This is a genomic window from Arthrobacter subterraneus, from assembly GCF_900099735.1.
Taxonomy (GTDB): Bacteria; Actinomycetota; Actinomycetes; order Actinomycetales; family Micrococcaceae; genus Arthrobacter_D; species Arthrobacter_D subterraneus.
Genome location: NZ_FNDT01000009.1, coordinates 51,929 through 74,751, shown reverse-complemented (window position 1 = coordinate 74,751; position 22,823 = coordinate 51,929). Strand labels below are relative to the sequence as shown.

General features: G+C 65.1%; 15 protein-coding genes. 8 read left to right on the top strand and 7 right to left on the bottom strand.

Annotation, left to right across the window (positions count from 1 at the left end; all coding sequences use genetic code 11):
- Positions 1 to 61: 61 nt before the first annotated feature.
- From BLS52_RS11110 to BLS52_RS11100, 3 genes are all read right to left on the bottom strand, one after another.
- A complete protein-coding gene (locus tag BLS52_RS11110; protein ID WP_090586774.1) occupies positions 62 to 1,321 on the bottom strand; it encodes a DUF4192 domain-containing protein in 1,260 nt (419 codons plus the stop codon).
- Between the two features lie 95 nt (positions 1,322 to 1,416).
- Positions 1,417 to 2,802, bottom strand: a complete 1,386-nt coding sequence (locus BLS52_RS11105) for an MFS transporter (protein WP_090586772.1) — start codon at positions 2,800 to 2,802, stop codon at positions 1,417 to 1,419.
- A complete protein-coding gene (locus tag BLS52_RS11100) occupies positions 2,750 to 3,781 on the bottom strand; it encodes a proteasome assembly chaperone family protein (RefSeq protein ID WP_090586770.1) in 1,032 nt (343 codons plus the stop codon). The genes BLS52_RS11105 and BLS52_RS11100 overlap by 53 nt, the downstream gene beginning before the upstream one ends.
- Positions 3,782 to 4,047: 266 nt before the next feature.
- On the opposite strand from BLS52_RS11100, the gene BLS52_RS11095 reads away from it, so the two are divergent.
- The 4 genes from BLS52_RS11095 to BLS52_RS11080 all read left to right on the top strand — a co-directional run bounded on the left by BLS52_RS11095 (position 4,048) and on the right by BLS52_RS11080 (position 9,653).
- Positions 4,048 to 5,598 (top strand): leucyl aminopeptidase, encoded by a 1,551-nt coding sequence (locus BLS52_RS11095; protein ID WP_090586769.1) that lies wholly within the window; start codon positions 4,048 to 4,050, stop codon positions 5,596 to 5,598.
- A 174-nt stretch (positions 5,599 to 5,772) separates the two neighbouring features.
- The gene (gene lpdA, locus BLS52_RS11090) at positions 5,773 to 7,155 is read left to right on the top strand and encodes a dihydrolipoyl dehydrogenase (protein WP_026545770.1); all 1,383 of its coding nucleotides are present in this window, start codon (positions 5,773 to 5,775) and stop codon (positions 7,153 to 7,155) included.
- Between the two features lie 123 nt (positions 7,156 to 7,278).
- The gene (gene sucB, locus BLS52_RS11085) at positions 7,279 to 9,066 is read left to right on the top strand and encodes a 2-oxoglutarate dehydrogenase, E2 component, dihydrolipoamide succinyltransferase (protein WP_026545771.1); all 1,788 of its coding nucleotides are present in this window, start codon (positions 7,279 to 7,281) and stop codon (positions 9,064 to 9,066) included.
- A gap of 155 nt (positions 9,067 to 9,221) precedes the next feature.
- The gene (locus tag BLS52_RS11080; protein ID WP_026545772.1) at positions 9,222 to 9,653 is read left to right on the top strand and encodes an OsmC family protein; all 432 of its coding nucleotides are present in this window, start codon (positions 9,222 to 9,224) and stop codon (positions 9,651 to 9,653) included.
- Between the two features lie 103 nt (positions 9,654 to 9,756).
- Here the strand turns inward: BLS52_RS11080 and BLS52_RS11075 are convergent, their stop codons facing one another.
- Both BLS52_RS11075 and BLS52_RS11070 read right to left on the bottom strand, forming a co-directional pair.
- Positions 9,757 to 13,170: a S41 family peptidase gene (locus BLS52_RS11075; RefSeq protein WP_090586767.1), complete on the bottom strand. Its 3,414-nt coding sequence runs from the start codon at positions 13,168 to 13,170 to the stop codon at positions 9,757 to 9,759.
- A 32-nt stretch (positions 13,171 to 13,202) separates the two neighbouring features.
- Entirely contained in the window at positions 13,203 to 14,873 is a 1,671-nt protein-coding gene (locus tag BLS52_RS11070; RefSeq protein WP_051470801.1) for a serine/threonine protein kinase, read from the bottom strand.
- A gap of 104 nt (positions 14,874 to 14,977) precedes the next feature.
- Between BLS52_RS11070 and lipB the strand changes: the two genes are divergently transcribed.
- The 3 genes from lipB (at position 14,978) to BLS52_RS11055 (ending at position 17,561) form a co-directional block, all read left to right on the top strand.
- Entirely contained in the window at positions 14,978 to 15,700 is a 723-nt protein-coding gene (gene lipB, locus BLS52_RS11065) for a lipoyl(octanoyl) transferase LipB (protein WP_026545775.1), read from the top strand.
- Entirely contained in the window at positions 15,697 to 16,698 is a 1,002-nt protein-coding gene (gene lipA / locus BLS52_RS11060; protein WP_026545776.1) for a lipoyl synthase, read from the top strand. The genes lipB and lipA overlap by 4 nt, the downstream gene beginning before the upstream one ends.
- A gap of 89 nt (positions 16,699 to 16,787) precedes the next feature.
- Positions 16,788 to 17,561, top strand: coding sequence for a DUF4191 domain-containing protein (locus BLS52_RS11055; protein ID WP_026545777.1), 774 nt, complete (start codon positions 16,788 to 16,790; stop codon positions 17,559 to 17,561).
- Positions 17,562 to 17,579: 18 nt separating this feature from the next.
- Here the strand turns inward: BLS52_RS11055 and BLS52_RS11050 are convergent, their stop codons facing one another.
- Positions 17,580 to 18,023, bottom strand: a complete 444-nt coding sequence (locus BLS52_RS11050; RefSeq protein ID WP_090586766.1) for an RDD family protein — start codon at positions 18,021 to 18,023, stop codon at positions 17,580 to 17,582.
- A 290-nt stretch (positions 18,024 to 18,313) separates the two neighbouring features.
- On the opposite strand from BLS52_RS11050, the gene glnA reads away from it, so the two are divergent.
- Positions 18,314 to 19,738 (top strand): type I glutamate--ammonia ligase, encoded by a 1,425-nt coding sequence (gene glnA, locus BLS52_RS11045; protein WP_026545778.1) that lies wholly within the window; start codon positions 18,314 to 18,316, stop codon positions 19,736 to 19,738.
- 67 nt (positions 19,739 to 19,805) lie between these two features.
- Here the strand turns inward: glnA and BLS52_RS11040 are convergent, their stop codons facing one another.
- Complete coding sequence (locus tag BLS52_RS11040) at positions 19,806 to 22,823, bottom strand: bifunctional [glutamine synthetase] adenylyltransferase/[glutamine synthetase]-adenylyl-L-tyrosine phosphorylase (RefSeq protein ID WP_090586764.1); 3,018 nt, start codon at positions 22,821 to 22,823, stop codon at positions 19,806 to 19,808.

The window sequence follows — 22,823 nt, the reverse complement described above, 5'->3', positions numbered from 1 at the left end:
TGTCGCACGCTTTGCCGGCCGCACGTAATCTCACTGAGCGCCTCGCTGCTCATTCAGCGCCTCAGGCAGCACGGCGGGAATCCGAGGTCCAGGCAGTTTCACGCCGGCGCGCCCACGGCGAAAGGGAACCCGTCCCGACCAGCGTCAACAGCAACTCGGCAAGGGTGTATTCAGGAGTTTCCGCCAGCGCTTCCTGCAGATAGTGATGGGCCCGGGAGCCCCGGCCGCGCGCCCACTCGAGCCAGCCGAGCATACTCAGCAGCGCCGAGCGCGGCTGGCCCTCAGCCACAGCGGCCATCCCCAGGAACACGGTGTGTGCCGCATCGAGCCGGTCCCAGTCCGGGTTGCCGAGGGTCGCGAGGAAGACTTCGCGGAAAAGGTCCGCGGGACGTCCGGTCGCATCTCCGGCTGACCCTGCCCGGACCGACCTTGCCTCGGCCTGTTGCGCCGCCAGCGCCTGGTTTTTCAGGACCTCGCATGCCTCCGGAAGCTCCACCTCCGGCGGGTCAGCCGGGAGCACGCCGGCATCGACGGCGGCCTCCTGGGCAGCAACCGCGCCGGCGGCAGCCAGCACAATGACGCTGTCCCGCACAGGGGCGCTTGCCAGTCCGGCCAGGAGGAAGGCCACAACGTCGGGCATCTCTGAGACGCATGTGCGCTCCGGGCCGGTGATGAGCGCGTCCCACAGGACGAGGCAGTCCCTGCCGAGGCTGGACCGGTCCCAGGTGCCGTGCCACTGCTCAGTGTAGGTTGCCGTCTGGAGGAGAATTTGTCTGTTGCGGCGGGTATCGGCTGATCCCACGGCCGCTTCAAGCGACTCGGCATAGGTGCTTCCCTGGTAAACCATTTCGGCGTTCAGAATGCTCGCAGTGATGTCTGCGAGGGAATGACCGGGCCAGGGGCAGCAGGACCCCTCGCCGCAGAAGTAATCGCGCCAGTGGCTGGAGCTTACGAGCCAGCCGTCCAGGAGTTCGAGACCGGCGGTATCCAGAACCAGGTCAAGGCAGTGGACCAGCGGCGCGAACGGCGGCGCTTCCGGCTCCGGCCATTTCTCGTCTGTGTAGATCACCATCAGTACCCCGTCGGCAGCTGAGTCTGCTTCAAGGTAGTCACGCACAGTGACCGCATAGTCCAGCGGGTCCGCGTCCTGCGGGGGAAGATCAAGCCGCAGGGTGGCACCGACGCGTTTACCGCACATTGTGAGGAAGACGAGGCTCTCGCGGGGTTGGAAGCCGAGGAGATGGGGGACGTAACTGAGAATGTCAGCCGGGGTGCTGACCGAGATGGGTGGTGAATCTGGACGGGGCGCTTTGGATGTCATGCCTACGACTGTGCCGCCGAATTCACCGCCCGCGGAGGCCCTGTTCCGCTATGTGGGTAAGTTCCCCGGTCTGGCGGCTGTGGAGGAGGGGTTTCCTACCTGCGGGCCTCGCGCCGTCGTCGTAATTCCCTGGCGATTGCCTGGCGCAGCGGCGGCACGATGATCGACTGCCGGGCAAGTTGGGCGCGCACCCGGCGGCGGAGCACCACAATAGCGACTGTGCCGACTCCGAGGACCACAAACTGCACGGCGAAGGCGATCCTGAACGAGTCAAGGGCGTACAGGTCTCCGTTCGAGAAACCGCTGGCCAGGAGCAGATCCAGGATGAGTCCCACCGCGAACATCGTGAGGAGGGCGGCGGTGAATCCGCCGATGTTGACGATTCCAGTTGCGGTTCCGAGCCGAGAGGCGGGGTTGAAGGTCCGGGCGAAATCGAAACCGATCATGGATCCGGGTCCGCCGACGGCCAGTGTCACCACCAGCAGCACCAGCAGCCAGACGGGTGCCTTCCCGGGATACGTCAGAACCACCAGCCACGCCAGGGCGGTCGCTGCGGTGATCGCCAGGACCATGGTCGAACGGCGCAGCGGGTGTCGGGCAACGTAGACGCCGAGGAGCGGTCCGCAGATCATTCCGACCACCACGAAGAGCGTCATCAGCACTGAGGCCGTGGGCGCCGCCAGTTCCTGAGCGCTCACCAGATAGGGGTACCCCCAGATCAGGACGAAGACCGTCCCCGAGAACTGTGTTGTGAAATGGCACCAGAGACCCAGGCGGGTGCCCGGCTGCTTCCAGGCCTCGGTCAGCGAAACACCGGTCTGGCGCAGCGACACGCGGTGTCGCTGGTCGGTTCCCTGCGGGTGGTCGCGGATCAGCGAGAGCGCCAGGACAGCGGAGAGGACCCCGAGTCCGGCCGCGGAGAGGAACGCTGTGTTCCAGCCTGCGACCTGCAGGACGGCGAGGAACGGGATAACGCTGATGATCTGGCCGAATTGGCCGAGGATGCCGGTGAGCTGGGTGAGCACCGGGATTCTCCGCGCCTCGAACCACGCCGGGAGCAGCCTGAGCACTGCCACGAAAGTCATGGCGTCGCCGCCGCCCACGAGCAGACGCCCGCCGATGCCGGCAGGAACGGACTCGGCGAACGCGAGTTGGGTCTGGCCAAGTGCCATCAGCACGGCGCCGCCGACGATCATGATGCGCGGGCCGAACCGGTCGACCAGGACGCCGACCGGGATCTGCAGTCCCGCGTACACCACAAGCTGTGCGACGGTGAAGACTGCGAGGGCGGAGGCAGTGGCGCCGAAACGTTCGGTTGCCTCAAGGCCCGCAACACCAAATGACGTGCGCTGTGTGACCGCTATCAGGTACGCCAGGACGCCGGCACCCCACACCAGCCAGGCGCGCCGGTCCGTCCGGGAAACCGGCTCAGTCGCCAGGCTCTTCGCCCCCGTCCCCGGTGCGGTGGTGGGAGCCGTCATCGTCAGTGTCCTCGCCGGTCACGGTTTCCGCCGCAGCGGCCGCGTCCCGGAAGGTCTGGGCAAGTTCGTTCGCCGCAAGGGGGCCGGCGAGGTAGGCCTCGACGGCGGCTCCCAGCTCCTCGGCACTGGCCAGTTCCATGTTCTGCTTGACCAGCAGTGAACGGCGGGATCCGTCGGAGTGCTCGTCGTAGCGCTTCTCCAGGGATGAGACCACGCCCTGCACTTCGGCCGAATTATCGACCTGCCGGGTGATCTGCCGCTCCGCGTCGCGGCCGGCCTCCCGCAGCCTGTCGGTGGGCAGCACACGGCCGATGGAGGCACCGACGTATTCCAGCGCTGTTACCGCGGCGGGCGGATATTCGGCCTCGGCGAGGTAGTGGGGCACATGCACCACATAACCCACGACGTCGTGCCCCGCCTCCATGAGGCGCAGTTCCAGCAGGTGACCGATCGAGGACTGCAGTTCCGCTGTCGGCTTCCACGTGGATCCCATTCCCTCGATGAGGTCGCCCCGGTTGCCGTGAACGGTCACTCCGAGGGGGCGGGTGTGGGGAACCGGCATGGGCAGCGAATGGACCCAGGCAACCAGCGGCACTTCGAGCAGGTCGACCAGCTGCCCGACGGCGGCGCAGAACCTTTCCCACTGGAGATCGGGCTCCATGCCGCTGAGCAGGAGGAACCTCTCCCCCAGCCCGTCGCGCAGAACCCGGAGTTCGAGGGCAGGAGCCTGATAGTCCGTCAAATGGTCCTGTTCGAAGGTGATACGTGGTCTGCGGCTCCGGTAGTCGATGAGCTGATCGGTGTCGAACACAGCCAGGACCTCATGGTCCAGAGAGCCCAGCAGCTCATCGCGCACCTGCACCACAACGTGACCGGCATCCACGAATCCGGTAAACCCGGCGACCAGCGGCAGGCCCAGCAGGGACGGGTCGGCACTGATCGAGTTGCTGACGTTGTACAGGCTCTGCGGCTCCAGCATGCTTCCTCCTCAGCTCGGATCCGGACGTTTGCGGGGGTTCCGCGGGCGCCTCGCAGTACGTGCGCACCCGGTTGACAACCCTAGTTGATGCGCTGCGTTTTCTTTCCGTCCGTGTAACGCGCCGCGGAGCTTCCGTGATTCCCCAACCCGTGCCCGTAGGACGCATGTCACAGGGTGCGGCTACGATCTACAGGAATGGATGAGCGCAACGAAATCCGTACGCGAGTCCAGGTACCCCCAGCCATCGGAAGCGAGGACGAACCTTCGTGAGCAACACCAGCGATATCCACCTGACCGCAGTCTCCCGGGACATCAAGAAGTCCGCGTGCGAGGTCCTGGTGATCGGCACCGGTCAGAGCCCCGACGGTCCCGTACTCCTGGACAACCCCCTGACTGCCAAGTCCGCGCGGGCGCTGACGGACAGCCTGCCCTCGCTGGGCATCACCGGGGCCGCTGACGAGGTCCGGCGCTTCCCCGGCCTGCCGGAGACCGGGGCAGACGTGCTCGTTCTGGCCGGCACCGGCCGCACCGCGGTGAGTTCGCCCCTGACCGAGGAGCGGTTACGGCGGGCCGCAGGAGCCGCCGCCCGCCAGCTGGGCGGTGTTGAAAGCATCGCCGTTGCGCTGCCCGCGGCCACCGTGGAGCAGGCCGCTGCGGTTGCCGAGGGGATTCTCCTGGGTAGCTACTCCTACACCGAGCACTACTCCTCCGTCGGAGGCAAGGCACCGCGTCCCTCCGCGAAGACCCTCTCCCGCGTCGCCATCCTGACGGCCGCGGCGCAGGACCGCGGGTTGAAGGCGGCCCTTGAGCGGGCCCAGGCCATCGGCCGCGGAGTCAACGCCACGCGGACCCTCGTCAACCAGCCGCCGAGCCATCTTTATCCCGAGTCGTTCGCGCAGTTCGCGCGCGACTACGTCAAGGGTCTGCCGGTGAAGGTGAACGTGCTGGATGAAAAGAAGCTGGAGAAGGACGGCTACGGCGGAATCCTCGGCGTCGGCAAGGGCTCCTCACGCCCGCCTCGGCTCGTCAAGCTCGAGTACAGCCCGGCCAGGTCAAAGATCAATCTCGCGCTCGTCGGAAAGGGAATCACCTTCGATTCCGGCGGACTGTCCCTGAAGCCTGGCGCAGGCATGCAGACCATGAAGCTGGATATGGCGGGTGCCGCCGTCGTGCTCACAGCCGTGGCGGCCATCGCGCAGCTCGGTCTCCCTGTCAGCGTCAGCGGCTGGCTGTGCCTGGCGGAAAACATGCCTTCGGGCACCGCGCAGCGGCCCTCCGACGTGCTGACCACCTTCGGTGGGCGCACCGTCGAGGTTCTCAACACGGACGCCGAGGGCCGTCTTGTCATGGCGGACGCGCTTGCGGCCGCCAGCGCCGAATACCCTGACGCAATCATCGACGTGGCCACCCTCACCGGCGCACAGATGGTCGCCCTGGGCAAGCGGGTTTCCGGCGTCATGGGAGACGACGGCGTCCGGGACGCGGTCAAGGCCGCAGCAGACCGGGTGGGTGAGCAGTTCTGGCCCATGCCCCTGCCGGAAGAACTGCGCCCCAGCCTCGATTCAACGGTTGCCGACATTGCGAACATCGGAGAGAAGTTCGGCGGAATGATGACGGCCGCTGTCTTCCTGCGGGAGTTTATCGGCGAGGTCGACGGCGAGAAGATCCCTTGGGCGCACCTGGACATCGCGGGCCCCGCCTTCAATGAAGGCAGCGCGTACGGGTACACGCCCAAGGGCGCCACAGGAGTTGGGGTCCGCACCCTCCTGGCGTACGTCGAGGACGTGGTCGAACGCGCGGAAAAGCAGTCAGCCTGAACCTGGCTCCATGCGGGGTGAGACTCGACACACAGTGAGGTGTCCCGCCCTTCATCAAGTGGCTGATGGTGGGATGTGGCGATAGGGTGAAGCCAGATCACACCAAGCATTCCGCCAGACATCAACAGACGCGCGAACCTAAGTGCGTCACCGACCACGCGAGGGAGCGTCCAAGTGGCCGATACGGCAACTGCGCAAGAATTCGACATCCTGGTATTGGGCGGAGGCAGCGGGGGTTACGCCGCCGCCCTTCGCGCCGTACAGCTCGGCTTCACGGTTGGGCTCATTGAAAAGGGCAAGCTCGGGGGAACCTGCCTTCATAACGGGTGCATCCCCACCAAGGCCCTGCTGCACTCCGCTGAAGTAGCGGACAGCGCACGCTCCGCGGCGAAGTACGGCATCAACGCCACGTTCGAGTCAATCGACATGACGGCCGTGAACGCCTACAAGGACGGCATCATTGCCGGCAAGTTCAAGGGTCTTCAGGGTCTGATCAAGGCCAAGGGAATCACCGTTATCGAGGGTGCCGGGCGGCTGACCGGTCAGAACACCATCGAGGTTGACGGCACCACCTACACGGGCAAGAACATTGTTCTCGCCACCGGCTCGTACTCACGTTCCCTCCCCGGACTGGAAATCGGCGGCAAGGTCATCACCTCCGACCAGGCACTGACCATGGACACCATCCCGTCAAGCGCGATCGTGCTCGGCGGCGGCGTCATCGGTTGCGAATTCGCCTCCGTCTGGAAGTCGTTCGGCGTCGACGTGACTATCGTCGAAGGCCTGCCCTCCCTGGTGCCCAATGAAGACGCCGTTATCGTCAAGAACCTCGAACGCGCGTTCAAGAAGCGCGGCATCAAGTTCAACACCGGAACCTTCTTCGACAAGGTCGAGCAGAATGACGACGGCGTCAAGGTCACCCTCGTCGACGGCAAGACCTTCGAAGCCGACCTCCTGCTGGTTGCAGTGGGCCGCGGCCCCGTCACCGACGGCCTCGGCTACGAGGATGCGGGCATCACCCTGGACCGCGGCTTCGTGATCACCAACGATCGCCTGCACACCGGCGTGGGCAACATCTACGCTGTCGGCGACATCGTTCCCGGCCTGCAGCTTGCACACCGTGGGTACCAGCAGGGCATCTTCGTCGCCGAGGAAATCGCCGGGCTCAAGCCCGTCGTCGTCGAAGACGTGAACATCCCGAAGGTGACCTACTGCGAACCCGAAATCGCCTCGGTTGGCCTGACCGAAAAGGCTGCCAGGGAGAAGCTGGGCGAAGACAGGGTTGAAACCCAGGAATACAACCTTGCGGGCAACGGCAAGAGTTCCATTCTCGGCACCGGCGGCATCGTCAAGCTGGTCAGGGAGAAGGACGGCCCCGTGGTGGGAGTCCACATGATCGGAACCCGCATGGGCGAGCAGATCGGAGAGGCGCAGCTCATCGTGAACTGGGAAGCCTACCCCGAGGACGTGGCACAACTGGTTCACGCCCACCCGACACAGAACGAATCGCTCGGCGAAGCTCACTTGGCCCTCGCCGGCAAACCGCTCCACGGCTGACCGCCGCTTCCACAGCGCACAACCTGCACCAAGCTCCACAAAGCATCACTGGCAACCTCGCACCGACCGGCTGTTCCCGGGACCGGCGGTGAAAGGTAGAAAGAACAAGGAGAAACGGACACCATGTCTGAATCCGTAAACTTGCCGGCCCTCGGCGAGAGTGTCACCGAAGGTACCGTCACCCGTTGGCTCAAGCAGGTCGGCGACCGCGTCGAAGTCGACGAGCCCCTGCTCGAGGTATCGACGGACAAAGTCGACACAGAGATCCCCTCCCCGATCGCGGGAGTCATCGAGGAAATCCTCGTCGCTGAAGACGAGACCGCCGAGGTGGGAGCTCCGCTGGTGAGGATCGGCGACGGTTCGGGCGGATCGGACAGTTCGAATGATGAGGACTCAGCGGCCTCGGCAGAAGATTCTGAGCAGCCCGCAGAAAATCCCGATCAGACAGACGCCGCCGAGGAAACCGCTGAAGCGGAAGCGCCCGCTGCCGAGGAATCCACGGACTCCGGTGAGAGCCAGGGCGGCGGGCAGGGCACAGAGGTGACGCTGCCGGCACTGGGGGAAAGCGTCACCGAGGGAACAGTTACGCGCTGGCTCAAGGCGGTCGGCGACGAGGTCGAGGTCGACGAGCCTCTGCTCGAGGTCTCGACTGACAAGGTTGACACCGAGATTCCCTCCCCCGTCGCGGGAACCCTGCAGGAGATCCGGGTCAATGAGGACGAGACCGCTGAGGTGGGCTCCGTCCTCGCAGTGATTGGTTCCGGCAGCGCTGCCCCCGCAGCGGCTGAACCCACCTCAGCTGAACCGGTTGCAGCAGCACCGTCGACCGAGCGGGAAGAACCGGCCGCTGAGCCGGCACCCGCCGAGACCACGTCCCAGCCGGAACCCGAGACAGAGCCTGCCGAGAGTGCGCCCCCCGCTCCGTCCAGGGAAGCTCCTGCTGCCGATGACAAGCAGGGTGAACCGTCCGGCGGGGACGCCGTGTACGTCACGCCCCTCGTCCGGAAGCTGGCCAACCAGCACGGAGTCGATCTCGGGTCACTCAAGGGAACGGGTGTCGGCGGACGCGTCCGCAAGCAGGATGTCCTTGAAGCCGCGGAGGCAGCGAAAGCACCGCAGCAGGAAACGGCACCCGCTGCCGCGCCCGCTGCGTCCTCCGCACCGGCCGCGGCTCCGGCCGCATCCAGTCTGCGCGGAACCGTGGAGAAGGCCCCGCGTATCCGGCAGACCATCGCCCGGCGCATGCGGGAGTCACTGGAAGCCTCGGCCCAGCTCACGCAGGTCATTGAAGTTGATATGACCCGCGTTGCGCGCCTCCGCTCGAAAGCAAAGGACAGCTTCCAGGCGCAGAACGGCGCCAAGCTCACCTTCCTTCCGTTCATCGCCAAGGCGGTGACCGAAGCGCTGAAGCAGCATGCCAAGCTCAACGCTTCCTTCGATGAGGAAGCAAAGGAAGTGACCTACCACGACGCCGAACACTTGGCCATTGCGGTGGATACCGAGAAGGGTCTGCTGGTACCGGTCATCAACGACGCCGGCAACCTCAACCTCGCCGGACTCGCCAAGAAGATCGCTGACGTGGGTGCCCGCACCCGCAACGGACAGATCGGACCGGATGAACTCTCCGGCGGTACCTTCACGATCACCAACATCGGGTCGGTGGGCGCGCTGTTCGACACCCCGATCATCAACCAGCCCCAGGTCGGAATCCTCGGCACCGGAGCCATCGTCAAGCGTCCGGTGGTTGTCACAGACGCGGACGGGGAAGACACCATCGCCATCCGGTCGATGATGTACCTGTGCCTCACCTACGACCACCGTCTGGTGGACGGGGCCGACGCCGGCAGGTTCCTGCAGTCGCTGAAGTCCCGTCTTGAAGATGGTGCGTTTGAGGCAGATCTCGGCCTCTGAACGGCATCACCATGCAGATGGCAGCGTTCCGGCTTCCCGGGGCGCTGCCATCTGCGTCCGGGGGCGGAACAACATAGCTTCTTCATCGAAAATGATGGAGAAATGCCGGGCGTCCCGCGTCCGGTGAACATGATTCACATCGAAAAGGAGAACTCATGGCTACCGTACGTGCAGCACACACTGTCTGGTCCGGCGATCTGTTCAGCGGATCGGGTCAGGTTTCACTCGACACCTCCGGTCTTGGCACCTATGACGTCACCTGGAAGGCCCGGGCAGAGGAGGCAGAGGGCAAGACCAGCCCCGAGGAGCTGATCGCAGCTGCCCACTCCTCATGCTTCTCCATGGCATTCAGTCTCGCGTTGAGCGAGGAGGGCAAGACCGCTGAGCGCATCAATACCCGGGCCGAGGTGGATTTCCAGCCCGGAGAGGGCATTACAGCCATCCGTCTCACGGTGCAGGCATCCGTTCCCGGGCTGAGCGAGGAGGACTTCCAGCGGCTCGCCAACGACGCCAAGAACGGTTGTCCCGTCTCCCAGGCCCTGGCCGCGGTGAAGAATATTACGCTGGACGCGACGCTGGAGTCCTAGGAACCGCCGAACGGCCCGGCGCCTTCGTCCCCGCCGAACGGCCCGGCGCCTTCCCATCCGGGGAGGTGCCGGGCCGCCGTCGTTCGCTGGCGCGTGACCGGAGTCAGGCCCGCGGAGGGAGGGGAGCCGGCACCAGTTTCGGGTAGTTCTTCCGCTCAGGAGGCACGTCCGTAGGCAGTTCCTCCAGCATCTCGCGGAGGATACCGACTGCGTGCTCAAGCTGCGGATCCTCCTGCGCCGCATAGGCATGCGGCGGGAACGGGACCTCGATATCCGGGTCCACTCCGTAGTTCTCCACTGCCCATTCGACGCCGCCGGTCATCCAGAAGGCGTATCGGGGCTGGGTGACACCGGTACCGTCGGCGAGTTTGAACCGCCCGTCGATTCCGACGACGCCTCCCCAGGTCCGCGTCCCGATCACCGGTCCGATCCCCCGAAGCTTCGCCACCTGGGTGATGATGTCACCGTCGGAACCGGCAAACTCATCCGTCAGGATCACCACTGGGCCGCGCGGTGCGTGCGCCGGGTAGGTGCCGGGCTGCTCTCCCCTAGGAAGCGACCACGCCGTCACCTTGCGCCCGATGAGTTCTGCCACGAGCTGCGAGGTGTGACCACCGCGGTTTCGGCGCACGTCGATGATCAGCCCGTCGCGGGCCGTCTCACGGTCGAGGTCGCGGTGGAGCTGCGCCCATCCGCGCGCCACCATGTCCGGAATATGCAGGTAGCCGAAGCGCTCCCCCGAAGCCTCGTGCACAATCGTGCGGTTGGCATTCACCCAGTTCTGGTAACGGAGCCGTTCTTCGCTGCGAAGCGGCACCACCGCAACCCGGCGCATCGTGGTCCGTGCGCCGTCGTCATGATGTCTGGCAACGGTCAGCTCCACCGGGCGTCCGCCCGCACCGGTGAGCAGCACGGCGGGGCCAAGGTCCGGAGGAACCGGAACGCCGTCGACCGCCTGGATGATGTCTCCGGGTTCTACGGCAACTCCGGGTGCAGCCAGAGGCGCGGCGGCCTGGGGATCCGAGGATTCTCCGGCGAAGATTCTGTCCACCCGCCAGCCGCGCTCTGAACGGCTCATCTCAGCGCCGAGGAAACCCTGCGCACCTGTGCCGGGCTCGCCGGCGAGAGCCGGCGTGACGTAGGCGTGGGATGTCCCCAACTCACCATGCAGCTCCCACAGGACGTCTACAAGGTCGTCGTGCGATCCAATGCGGTCCAGCAGCGGCCGGTAGCGCTCACGCACCCCCACCCAGTCCAGGCCGCCCATGTCCTCAGCCCAGAAGAAGTCCCGCTGCAGGCGCCACGCATCCTCGAAGGCCTGGCGCCATACGCTCGGAGGATCCAGCAGGACACGGATCCGGTTCAGGTCCACGCTGACACGCTCCGCTGACTCCGGGTCGGCCGGACCGGAGGTCGGCACGGCCGTCACCGACCCAGCGTTGACAATCACAGCCCGTTTGCCGTCGCCGCTGATCTCGAACGAACCTACCTCCTGCACGAGGGTGGTTGTCTCCCGTTTGATCATGTCGAAGCGCTCGAGCCGCTTGGCAGGTTCCTTCGCGTCGGTGGTGGCGCGCCCGTCTCCGGTGATTCCCATCGTGTCAGCAGCCACCCAGAGGAGCGCGTTCTCCACTGTGCGCAAGCCCTCATACGTCCCCTGCGGAACCGGCACGGGAATGATCCGCTCGGCAAGGCGTTCTGCCGCGACGTCCACCACGGCCTCCTTTTTATCCTCATCCTCCGGCGCCGGCCGATCGTGTACCGTCGGCCCGAAGGGTGAAGCAGTGCTCGCAGCAAGCGCCACCAGGAACGGCTTGGTCGAGGCAGGGAAGCTTAGGTCGAAGCGGTGAGTGTCATACACCGGGTCGAAGCTGCGGTCGGACAGGAAAGCGATATAGCGGCAGTCGGGGGTGAACGACGGCGCGTGGTCGCGGAAGCGCCCGTCCGTGACGTCGAGGATCTCCGCGTCCTCCGTGGCACGGGCCAGCCGGATGCGGGTGCGTGCTCCGTCTCCGGTCACGGGCTCCGCCCAGACCAGCCAGGCGGAGTCGGGGGAGAAAGCAAGATCATCGATGGCCCCGTGCGGGGTTGTGGACAGCGTGAAGTAGCCGTCGCTTCCGATCTTGTGGATGAGTATTTCGCCCATCTCCCCCGCAAGGGCCAGGATTTCCCCGTTGGGGCTCACTGCCAGATTGCTGGCCCTGAAGCGGTCTGCGAGCACTACACGGCTGAGCGCTGCGCTGCCGGCATGGTCCTGCGCATCGACAACCGCCGTTTCGGGTGCGGCGGGATCAACCGGCTGGTCCGGATCAGCACTTTCCCCGGGGGCTCCTATACTGCCCGGCCCCGCCGCCGGTACGGGGGCCGGAAGTCCTTCATCGGATGTGGTCGGCTCGGCAGGTACCGGGCCGTTCGAGGCCGGAAGATCGACGTCGAACACATTGCGGATGTAGAGCGCCTCCTCACCCTCGTGATCGGCAATGTAGGCAACGCGGTCATCACCTACCGGCCGGCCCAGCCGGGCACGAACACCTGCGGTTGCCTCAACCACCCGTGACGGTCCATCCCTGTGGGTCAGCAGGTGCAGGGTTCCGTGTGACTCAATGATGCTGGCCCGGCCGTCACCCACCGGCGAAGCGGCGGCGAGATGCCGGGAGACGTTCAGCGGCTGGGGACGGCGGCCAGTGGAGGCTGACCCAAGAGTGATCTCAAGGGTGCGCGGTTCAGCACCGAGGTTGTCCAGCAGCCAGAGCGTGCCGGCGGACTCGTACACCACGCGGGTTCCGTCCGTGCTGGCGTGCCGCACGTAGAAATCCTGATGGTCTGTGTGTCGCCGGAGATCCTGGCCGTTGGGCGCCACCGAGTAGAGGTTGCCGTATCCCTCATGGTCCGAAAGGAAGGCCAGCCGCCCGCCGACCCACATCGGGTCCGCGAGGTTACCGTCCAGCTCCGGCAGGAATCGGGTGAAGTCCCCGGAGCCGTCAGGATCAATCCAGAGCTTTCCGGCGGTGCCCCCGCGATATCGTTTCCACCAGGCCTGTTCACGGGTAATGACGCTTCCGATGACAACCGGACGCTCATCACCGACCGCTTCCCCGTAAACAATCGCGTCCAGTGGACCGTATGGCACAACGCTGCCCGCCGAACCATCCACCGGCAGCGTATAAGCCCACGTATGGCGGGGATCCTCGTGCCGGAAGGCGCTGGTTGCGACGATCCGTCCGTCGGCAGTGAAGCCTTTCACCCGTGTGCTTTGGTGCCCCCAGTAGGTGAGCCGCCGGAAGTTACCGCCGTCTGTATCCGCGGCCACTACTTCCGGCGCAGAACCCTGCACCACAGTCCACGCGATGGTTGAACCGTCGGGTGAGAACCTCGGATTGCGTACGGGCTGCTGAAGCGCCGATATACGCCAGGCCCGCCCACCGGAAACAGGAGCGACCCAAACGTCGTTTTCTGCGGCGAATGTGACGAAATCCTTGGACAGATGCGGATAGCGCAGGTAGTGATAGGGAGCCATTGTCCGATCATAACCACACCGGGCTGAGGCCCTCAGACGGTGTCGCTATTGTGCACTCGTGCAATTTTCCAGCGGTCGTCCTGCCTGACGAGAATGAAGATGAGGTCCTGCGGCACCGGAGCGGCTACATTCCGGACAGCAGCGCCCGTGCTGTCTGTCTCCGTGTAACCGGACAGAACGGCTGTGGCCGCCACCGCCGCAGCGCCCGCCGGGACCGCAATCGAATCCAGCTCCGTAGCGCCCTGAAGGCGGATGTTCAGACCGTTGAACACATACCCGCCCTCCCGCAATCCAGCGAGGAGTAGCCGGTCAGCTGCCATGGCGTCCGAATCCTCGATGTTGACGTGGGACAGGAGCCCTTCGTCTCCGGTTGACATGGCCATGGCCCGTACCGTCACCAGCGCCGACAGCGCTGTGACTGGCTCTGTATGCGCCAGCCTCTCCTCCATGGTGGGAGAAAGCGCCGCGCGCTCCGGGGTGCCTGCAAGGCTGTCCGGGCTGCCCGGAACATCCGGCTGCTGCCTCCCGGCGTCAGCTAGGTAATCAGCCACGGGCTGAATATGCGGCAGAGCGAGCAGCGCGCCGCACAGCACCAGTACCGCAGCCATGCTTTTCACCGGCGCCGCGCTCCACCGGACCGGTGAGCCGGCCCTTCGCCGCGCCTTCCGGGGCTTCCCGGACACCGCGCCTGGCCGCAGTGGGAGTTTAGCCCGCCCGCCCCTTGCCCCTCGCAGGACCCGGATCGCGGCAGAAAGACGGGACCGCGGGTCCCGCAGCTGTTCCCCTGCAGCGCGCCGGGTCAGCAGTTGCGGAAGGACGGAAGGATGCACCGCAGCAACCAGGTCCAGCGGAAGCGGCGCGGCCGAGCGCAGTACAGTGTCCGCCAGCTCGCCTGCTGAAGGCCGTTTCCGGGGATCGTCGTGCAGGCAGGCTTCGAGGATGGAAAGCAGCTCGGCCGGCACCTCAGGCACCAGAAGGGTCAGCGGCGCCCGGTCCCTTGCCTGGCCGGGCGGGCTGCCGGTCAGCGCGTACCAGCCGAGGGCAGCGAGGGAATAGACGTCCGCGGCGTGGCCGGTGGCCTGCGCCCACTCACGCCTCCCTTCGGCGAAACCGGCCGTTCCGGTGACGCGTTCCCGGGGTTCCCCGAGCAGGCGGCTGATACCCAGATCAGCGAGTAGCGGCTTTCCCTCTGCGGAGAATAGAACGTTTCCCGGCGATACATCGCCGTGCAGAACGGAGGAGGAATGGAGGTATGCGACCGCCTGCGCGATAGGCGCCAGAACTGTGACCACTTCACCGATACTGAGCCGCCCGCGGGCGCTGACCAGATTGAGCAGCGAACCGCCGGCCGCGTATTCCGCGAGGATTCCGGGACCGCAGTCTGTGGAGACGGATCCTCGGAGACCCAGCAGGTGCGGATGGTTCAGCGCCCCCAGAACCGCAATCTCACGATCCAACTGTGCTGTATGCGGGCTGTCCCCGCCAGTGCCACTTCCAGCGATACCGGGCGAAGCGGAAGGAATCTTGAGCGCCCACTCCGTGCCCGTGCGCGGATCCTCAACGAGCCAGACGGCTGCGCTGCTGCCCACGCCAAGCAGTCTGCGGGTGGTGTAACCGCTCAGGTGCGGAGGCTTCTCCCGTGCGGAGTCCAGGAGGTAACCGGTTGGCGGCCCCGCTGCAGTCTGGCGAAGGAAGTTGTCCATGCGCACCAGTCTCGGCCATACGGCTTTCCGGTGCAGAAGTTATCCACACCCATGGCCGTTTCACCGAATGTGGAATCGGTGCTGCGCGGGTCTACGCTTGTGGAATGACTCTGGAGTTCTCCCGAATCGGATTCGACCCGCACTTCGTTGACTACCTTGAAGGTTGGGACCGGCAAAAGGCGCTGCACGCCTCGGTTATTGCCGGAACATCGCCGAGCAGCGTCCTCCTGCTCGAACACTCCCCCGTCTACACCGCCGGCAAACGGACCGAAGAGCATGAGAAACCCTTTGACGGCACTCCCGTTGTCCCGGTTGACCGAGGCGGCAAGCTGACATGGCACGGACCGGGACAGCTGGTCGCTTACCCGATTTTGGCCCTTCCTGAACCCACCCGGGTTGCCGACTACGTCGGCATTCTTGAAGACGTCATCATCGCTGTGCTGACGGATTATGGCCTGTCCGGCATCCGTATCGAGGGAAGATCCGGAGTATGGCTGGCGGCGGATGACCGCGGACCGGACCGGAAGATCGCCGCAATCGGCATTCGCATCAACCGCCGCGTGACCATGCACGGATTCGCCATCAACTGCAGCAATGATCTTGCCCCGTTCGCCCAGATCGTCCCCTGTGGCATCACCGACGCCGGGGTGACAAGCATTTCGCATGAGCTCGGCCGGACCGTCACCCCGGCCGATCTGGTCTCGCGCATCGAAGAAGAGCTGCGCAACAATGAAACGGCACTGGTGCTTGGTGCCGACCAGCATCCCGCCGCAATCAAGACAGCACGGGCCGTCGGCAACGACCGGCCGGAAGGAGCCTTACTGTGAGCCTCGCCCCCGAGGGAAGACGCCTGCTGCGCGTCGAAGCACGCAACGCCGCCGTTCCGGTTGAGCGCAAGCCCGACTGGATCAAGGCCAAGGTAAACATTGGTCCCGAGTTCGTCGGCATGAAAAACCTGGTGAAGAAGGAAGGTCTGCACACAGTCTGTGAGGAAGCAGGCTGCCCGAACATCTTCGAATGCTGGGAAGACCGGGAAGCGACTTTCCTGATCGGCGGTTCGGAATGCACCCGCCGCTGCGACTTCTGCCAGATCGACACCGGGCGGCCGGCTCCACTTGACCGCAGTGAACCATTCAAGGTTGCCCAGTCGGTCCAGTCCATGAACCTCCGCTACGCCACAGTGACCGGAGTGGCCCGCGACGATCTGGAAGACGAGGGTGTGTGGCTCTACGCCGAGACCATCCGCCAGATTCACGCGCTCAACCCGGGAACCGGCGTCGAAATCCTCATTCCGGATTTTTCCGGCAACCCGGATCACATCACCGCGATCTGCGATGCGCGCCCGGAAGTGTTCGCCCACAATGTTGAAACGGTCCCGCGGATCTTCAAGCGTATCCGCCCAGCCTTCCGCTACGAACGGTCGCTGGACGTCATCACCCAGGGCAGGGACCAGGGAATGGTAACCAAATCCAACCTGATTCTTGGAATGGGCGAAACCCGGGCCGAGATCTCCGAAGCGCTCCGTGATCTTCATGCCGCGGGATGCGACCTGATCACCATTACGCAATATCTCCGTCCCAGTGAGCGGCATCTTCCCGTGGACCGCTGGGTGAAGCCCCAGGAGTTCGTTGAGCTTCAGGAGGAGGCCGACGAAATCGGTTTCCTCGGCGTCATGAGCGGGCCGCTCGTCCGTTCGTCCTACCGGGCCGGCCGGCTCTGGGCGCGGGCGATGCGAAAGAAGGGTCTTGAGCTTCCTCCCGAGCTCGCCCACATTGAGGACTCCGGAAGCACCCTGCAGGAAGCCTCCAGCCTGCTGGCAGGCTGATCGGCCGGCCGGGTTCCCCTGCTGAAATCGGACGTTCGCCTCGCGCGGGCGTCCGATGTGCGTTGGGCATCACGTAGACTTAAGGCACTATGGCCAACAGTACTGACAACAGCTCCGACACCGCTTCGAACGCCGACGGATCGGCCCCGCGGCGCCGATTTTTCGCACGCAAACCGAAGGCGGACAAGCCTCCGAAGAAGCCGGGCACTCTGAAGCGCATCGGCGAAGTTTTCGCAATGACGCGCCGCAATGATCCGAACGCCGTGTGGGTTATGGTGCTGGCGTTCCTGGGGGTCATTGCGGTAGGGCTCGTGATCGGATTCCTGATCCGCAACGTGGTCACCATGCTCATCATCGCCATCCCTCTGGCCTTCCTCGCAGCACTCTTTATCCTGTCCAGGCGCGCGGAACGGGCAGCCTTTGCGCAGATCGAAGGTAAGCCGGGGGCTGCGGGAGCCGCTCTGAGCGTCCTGCGTCGCGGCTGGATCCTGAAGGACGAGCCGGTCGCTGTCAACCCACGCACGCAGGACGCGGTCTTCCGTGCAATCGGCCGTCCGGGCATTGTGCTGGTAGCCGAAGGTCCCGTCAGCCGGGTCAAGCAGCTGGTCAACGCCGAACGGGTGAAGATGAACCGGATCGTGCCCGGGGTACCGGTCCAGGTGGTGCACGCCGGCAACGGAGAAGGCCAGGTTCCCCTGCAGCGCATCTCCAAGACACTCCAGAAGATGAAGAAGAACCTGACCAAGCAGGAAGTGTCCGCCGTCGACAAGCGTCTGAGCGCTCTTGGTCCGCGGATGCCTATCCCGAAAGGCGTGGACCCCTTCAAGGCCCGCCCGGACCGCAAGGCGATGCGCGGCCGCTAGGCTTCATCCGAAGCCGGGTCAGTTGGACGTCCGCACCAGTACGGTGCCCACGGCCCGGTCGTGCAGTCCGCGCTGATCTTCATCGAAAATAACTGCCGGAATCACGAGACAGATCAAGGCAGTGCGCACGATAGCCGGTCCAAAGCCGGCCGGACGGCCCTCCAGGCGCTGAACCTGCAGTTTGAAGACCCGGTGCCCGACGCTGTATCCGAGGGTTCCGACCAGAATCATCTGTTCAAGCGCGAAGATGCCGAGAGTTGCCAGGCCGTCGTATCCGAAAAAGGCGGCCGATATCAGGCTGCACAGAGCCCAGTCGATCATCAGTGCACCCAGCCTGCGCCCGGGGCGGGCGATCGAACCTCCGCCGTCGGCCGGCCGGCCGAGACGCCGGCCCGGCCAGTGACCCGGTCCCCGTGACGGCGGCCCTTCCAGCCATGAACTGATATCTCTGCGGTCAACCACCGTCCAACTCTATCCTGCGGGTCACCGGCGCCCGGCGGTGCTTCCCGGCAGGGCGGCGACGCGCTGTGAGGAACCGCAGCGAAGAGAGGGACCGCTAGGGTAGATGCATGAGCACGTGTGCGAAGCTGCCCGCTTAAGTTACATGCCGGAAACATTTGCGACACCAGTGGGTAACTGCGCATTCATAGTGTGGATGCTGTTGCGACCGCAGCAGGCAAGCCATGCGGCGTTTCCCCCGCGCTACCGGCCCCGGTCGCTCTCCCCCGAATATGCGTTAGGAGCATAATCCGATGTTCAAGAATGCGGACGAAGTCCTCAAGTACATCGCCGACGAAGATGTGAAGTTTGTCGATATCCGTTTCACCGATCTTCCGGGCGTGCAGCAGCACTTCAACGTCCCCGCGAAGTCCGTCGACGCAGACTTTTTCGTACACGGCCAGCTGTTCGACGGATCATCAATCCGCGGTTTCCAGGGCATTGCGGAGTCGGACATGCAGCTGATTCCCGATGTCACCACCGCATTCATCGACCCATTCCGGATCGAGAAGACGCTCGCACTGAATTTCTCCATCGTGAACCCCCGCACCGGCGACCCCTACCACCGCGACCCCCGCGGAGTGGCAGAGCGTGCCGAGGCCTACCTGGCATCCACGGGCATCGCGGACACCGCCTTCTTTGCTCCCGAAGCTGAGTTCTACATCTTCGAGAACGTCCAGTACGAGTCCAGCCCCCAGGGCAGCTTCTACAAGGTCGATTCGATCGAAGCTCCGTGGAACACGGGCCGGGAGGAAGTCGGCGGAAACCTCGGCTACAAGACTCCATTCAAGGGCGGCTACTTCCCTGTAGCTCCCGTGGACAAGCAGGCTGACCTCCGCGACGCAATGTGCGTCGAGCTGGACGCGGTCGGCCTTGAGGTTGAGCGTTCGCATCACGAGGTCGGCGGCGCAGGCCAGGCCGAGATCAACTACAAGTTCACCACCATGGTGCACGCAGCTGACGACCTGCAGAAGTTCAAGTACATCATCAAGAACGTCGCCAACGCCTGGGGGAAGTCCGCGACCTTCATGCCCAAGCCGATCTTCGGTGACAATGGTTCCGGCATGCACTGCCACCAGTCACTGTGGAGCAACGGCGATCCGCTGTTCTACGACGAGCGTGGGTACGCCGGGCTCTCGGATCTTGCCCGCTGGTACATCGGCGGGCTTCTCAAGCACGCTTCGGCAGTACTCGCCTTCACCAACCCGACGGTCAACTCCTACCGCCGCCTGGTCAAGGGCTTCGAGGCCCCCGTCAATATGGTGTACTCGCAGGGTAACCGCTCAGCCGGCATCCGTATCCCGATCACCGGTTCCAACCCGAAGGCAAAGCGCATCGAGTTCCGCGCTCCGGATCCGTCGTCCAACCCTTACCTGGCCTTCGCGGCACAGCTGATGGCCGGCCTTGACGGAATCAAGAACCGGATCGAGCCGGCGGACCCGATCGACAAGGATCTCTACGAGCTTCCGGCCGAAGAGGCCAAGGACATCCAGAAGGCGCCCGGATCGCTGGAGGAAGCTCTGCTGGCTCTGGAAGCCGACAACGAGTTCCTGCAGGCCGGCGGTGTATTCACCCAGGACCTCATCGATACCTGGATCGCCTACAAGCGTGAGGTGGAAATCACCCCTCTTGCCCTGCGGCCGAACCCCTACGAGTTCGAGCTGTACTACGGCGTCTAGCCACAAGACCGCAAAGCGGGGCAGCACTTCGGTGCGGCCCCGCTTTGCGGTTAACGGCAACCCGGTTCTACTCTCCGTACCCGTAGAAATACCGTTCAAAGATTGCGCGGCTCCGGCGGGTCAGCCGCAGGTAGTCCTCTTCGAGCTGGGTTCCTTTGCCTGGTCCGTAGCCACACCAGCGGGCTACCGCTTCAAGGTCCCGCCGGGAGGATGGCAGCAGGTCTGACTGTTTGCCGCCCCAGACGGTGTTCGCTGCCCTCACCCGTGAGGCGAGGCGCCAGCTTGAGCGCAGGGTGGCGACGTCGTCGTCCGGCAGGAGTCCGTGCGCTTCCACCGCGTCCATCGCCTCCAGCGTGGATGTGGTCCGCAGCGCAGGGATCTCACGGGCGTGCTGGAGCTGCAGCAGCTGGATGAGCCATTCAACGTCGCTGAGTCCGCCCCTGCCCAATTTCAGGTGGCGTGACGGGTCTGCACCGCGCGGCAACCTTTCGGACTCCATCCGCGCCTTCAGCCGGCGGATTTCCCGCAGGTCGCCGTCGTTGACCTCCCGCTCGTAGCGGACGGGGTCGATGAGCCTTCGGAAATCAGCGGCCAGCCCGTCGTCGCCGGCGATCGGCAGCGCCCGAAGGAGCGCCTGTGACTCCCAGACCAGCGACCAGCGCCGGTAGTACTCACGAAACGATTCGAGAGAGCGCACCATCGGCCCCTGCTTGCCCTCCGGCCGCAGGTCCGCGTCCACCTCGAGGACCCGTTCGGCGAGAATCGGAGGGGTACATGGCTGCTGCAGGAGCTGGCGCAGCTGGCCCACTATCCTTTCGGCCTGGGTCTGCGCCGCCGCCGGGTCGGCACCGTCCCGGGGCCGGTGCACATACATGACGTCCGCGTCGGACCCGTAGGTGATTTCCCGCCCGCCCTGGCGCCCCATGGCGACGACGACGACGTCGGTCAGCGCCTGCTCTCCAGCATGGACTTCCGCTTCGGCGACGTTCAGCGCCCCCAGAACCGCGGCGCGGTCGGCGTCTGCCAGCGCCGGGCCCACCTCTTCCTGCCTGAGGAGGCCTGAACTGTCTGCGATGGCGATCCTGAGGATCTCGCGGCGCCGGATCAGCCGGATGAGCCGCATTGCCTCGTTGGGTGCGGGATGCCGGGACATCTTCGACTGGATCTCCTGCCACTGCGCCTCGAACGGCAGCGGCATCAGCTCCTTGTCCGAGCCGAGCCATTTGGTGGACTCCGGGGAAACCTCCAGGAGGTCGGTGATGAACCGGCTCGAGGACAGGATGTGGCACAGCCGCTCTGCCGCGGCCTTGGAATCCCGGAGCATCCCCAGATACCAGTGCGTCTCCCCCAGCGACTCGCTCAGGCGGCGGAAGCCGAGCAGGCCTGCATCCGGGTCGACGCCGTCCGCCAGCCAGTCGAGCAGCACCGGCAGCAGTTGACGCTGCAGGGCTGAGCGTCGGCTGATTCCCGAGGTGAGGGCCTCGATATGGCGCAGCGCTCCGCGGGGGTCCACATAGCCCAATGCGGCAAGCCGGGCGCGGGCCGCCTCAGGGGTCAGGCGGACCTCGTCAGCGCTCAGGTTCGCGGCAGCATTCAGCAGCGGCCTGTAGAAGATCGATTCGTGGAGCCGGCGGACCAGCCGCTTGGTCTGCTGCCACTGTTCGCTGAGTGCTGCCGCCGTGGGGCGGGTTTCCAGCAGCGAACTGGCAGAGGATTTCGCCAGTGCCTTGAGGCTCGGCTCGTCTTCGGGCATGAGGTGTGTGCGGCGCATCTGCACCAACTGGATGCGGTGTTCGAGGACGCGCAGGAACCGGTAGGACTGATCGAACTCCTGGGCATCCCTCCGCCCGATATAACCCGCCGAGCTGAGCGCCGAGATGGCCGAGGTAGTGGACCGGGTGCGCAGCGACTCGTCGACTTTGCCATGGACCAGCTGGAGGAGCTGTACCGTGAATTCGACGTCCCGCAGGCCACCGGCACCCAGTTTGATCTGTCTGTTGACCTCATGAGCCGGGATATTCTCCGTTACCCGCCGCCTCATCGCCTGGACCGATTCCACAAATCCGTCCCGCTCGGAGGACGTCCACACCAGGTCGGACACCGCCGCGGAATACTTCGCCCCGAGACCCGGGTCTCCGGCAATCGGGCGGGCCTTGAGCAGGGCCTGGAACTCCCAGGTCTGCGCCCACCGCGCGTAGTACTTAAGGTGGGAATCGAGGGTTCGGACCAGCGGACCGTCCTTGCCCTCAGGACGCAGATTGGCGTCCACCTCCCACAGCCCGGGCTCCCGCCCCGCCGACGTCACGGCACGTGAAATTCCCGATGCCAGGCCTGTCCCGATGCGCACCGCTGTGTCTTCACCCAGCTCATCAGCCTCGATGACGTAGATGACATCAACGTCTGAGATGTAGTTCAGTTCACCCGCCCCGCACTTGCCCATCCCAATCACGGCCAGTCGCACAGCTGCGATATCCGCGGCCGGATAGGTTTCGGCGAGTTCCGCCCGCGTCACGGCAAGTGCAGCTTCGAGCGCGGCCGCCGCGAGGTCAGCGAGTTCCTGCCCCACCAAGGGTAGGAAGTCCGTCGGTGATGCTGCGCTCAGATCCCGGATGGCCAACTCGGTGAGATGCCTGCGGTAGCGCGTGCGGAGGGCGCGGTAGGCCTCCTCACCGGTTTTGGCGGCAACAGGATTGCTGTCGCCGGCGTTCGCTCCGACCGACTCAAGCAGCGAGCTCCGCAGCGAAGCGGCTTCCACTGTTCCGGGTTCAGCGCTGGTCCGGACTCGGACGACGTCGGAATGCTCGGGGTGGCGCATGAGGAACTCGGCGAGTGCCTCCGACGCGCCCAGCAGACGGAAGAGCGCCTCCGAATCGGCTGCCTCGCCCCGGACCAGTTCCCCCAGCGCGGGGTGGACCGCGAGCAGTCGTACCAGGGACTGGAGAGCAAGATCAGGGTTCGCGGCATGTGCCAGCCCAGCGAACAGCCTGTCCTCGGAAATATCCCGGAGCTCTGCAGCCGCAAGGAAGCGGCTGCTCTTGTCGAGGTCGGTGAATCCCCTGCTGATCAGTTCCCGGTTCAGGCTCAT

What these genes read in the sequence shown, in the direction of transcription:
- BLS52_RS11110 (WP_090586774.1), bottom strand. Translation starts at nt 1,321, where the DNA reads ATGACATCCAAAGCGCCCCGTCCAGATTCACCACCCATCTCGGTCAGC.
- BLS52_RS11105 (WP_090586772.1), bottom strand. Translation starts at nt 2,802, where the DNA reads ATGACGGCTCCCACCACCGCACCGGGGACGGGGGCGAAGAGCCTGGCG.
- BLS52_RS11100 (WP_090586770.1), bottom strand. Translation starts at nt 3,781, where the DNA reads ATGCTGGAGCCGCAGAGCCTGTACAACGTCAGCAACTCGATCAGTGCC.
- sucB (WP_026545771.1), top strand. Translation starts at nt 7,279, where the DNA reads ATGTCTGAATCCGTAAACTTGCCGGCCCTCGGCGAGAGTGTCACCGAA.
- BLS52_RS11080 (WP_026545772.1), top strand. Translation starts at nt 9,222, where the DNA reads ATGGCTACCGTACGTGCAGCACACACTGTCTGGTCCGGCGATCTGTTC.
- BLS52_RS11075 (WP_090586767.1), bottom strand. Translation starts at nt 13,170, where the DNA reads ATGGCTCCCTATCACTACCTGCGCTATCCGCATCTGTCCAAGGATTTC.
- BLS52_RS11070 (WP_051470801.1), bottom strand. Translation starts at nt 14,873, where the DNA reads ATGGACAACTTCCTTCGCCAGACTGCAGCGGGGCCGCCAACCGGTTAC.
- lipB (WP_026545775.1), top strand. Translation starts at nt 14,978, where the DNA reads ATGACTCTGGAGTTCTCCCGAATCGGATTCGACCCGCACTTCGTTGAC.
- BLS52_RS11055 (WP_026545777.1), top strand. Translation starts at nt 16,788, where the DNA reads ATGGCCAACAGTACTGACAACAGCTCCGACACCGCTTCGAACGCCGAC.
- glnA (WP_026545778.1), top strand. Translation starts at nt 18,314, where the DNA reads ATGTTCAAGAATGCGGACGAAGTCCTCAAGTACATCGCCGACGAAGAT.
- BLS52_RS11040 (WP_090586764.1), bottom strand. Translation starts at nt 22,823, where the DNA reads ATGAGCCTGAACCGGGAACTGATCAGCAGGGGATTCACCGACCTCGAC.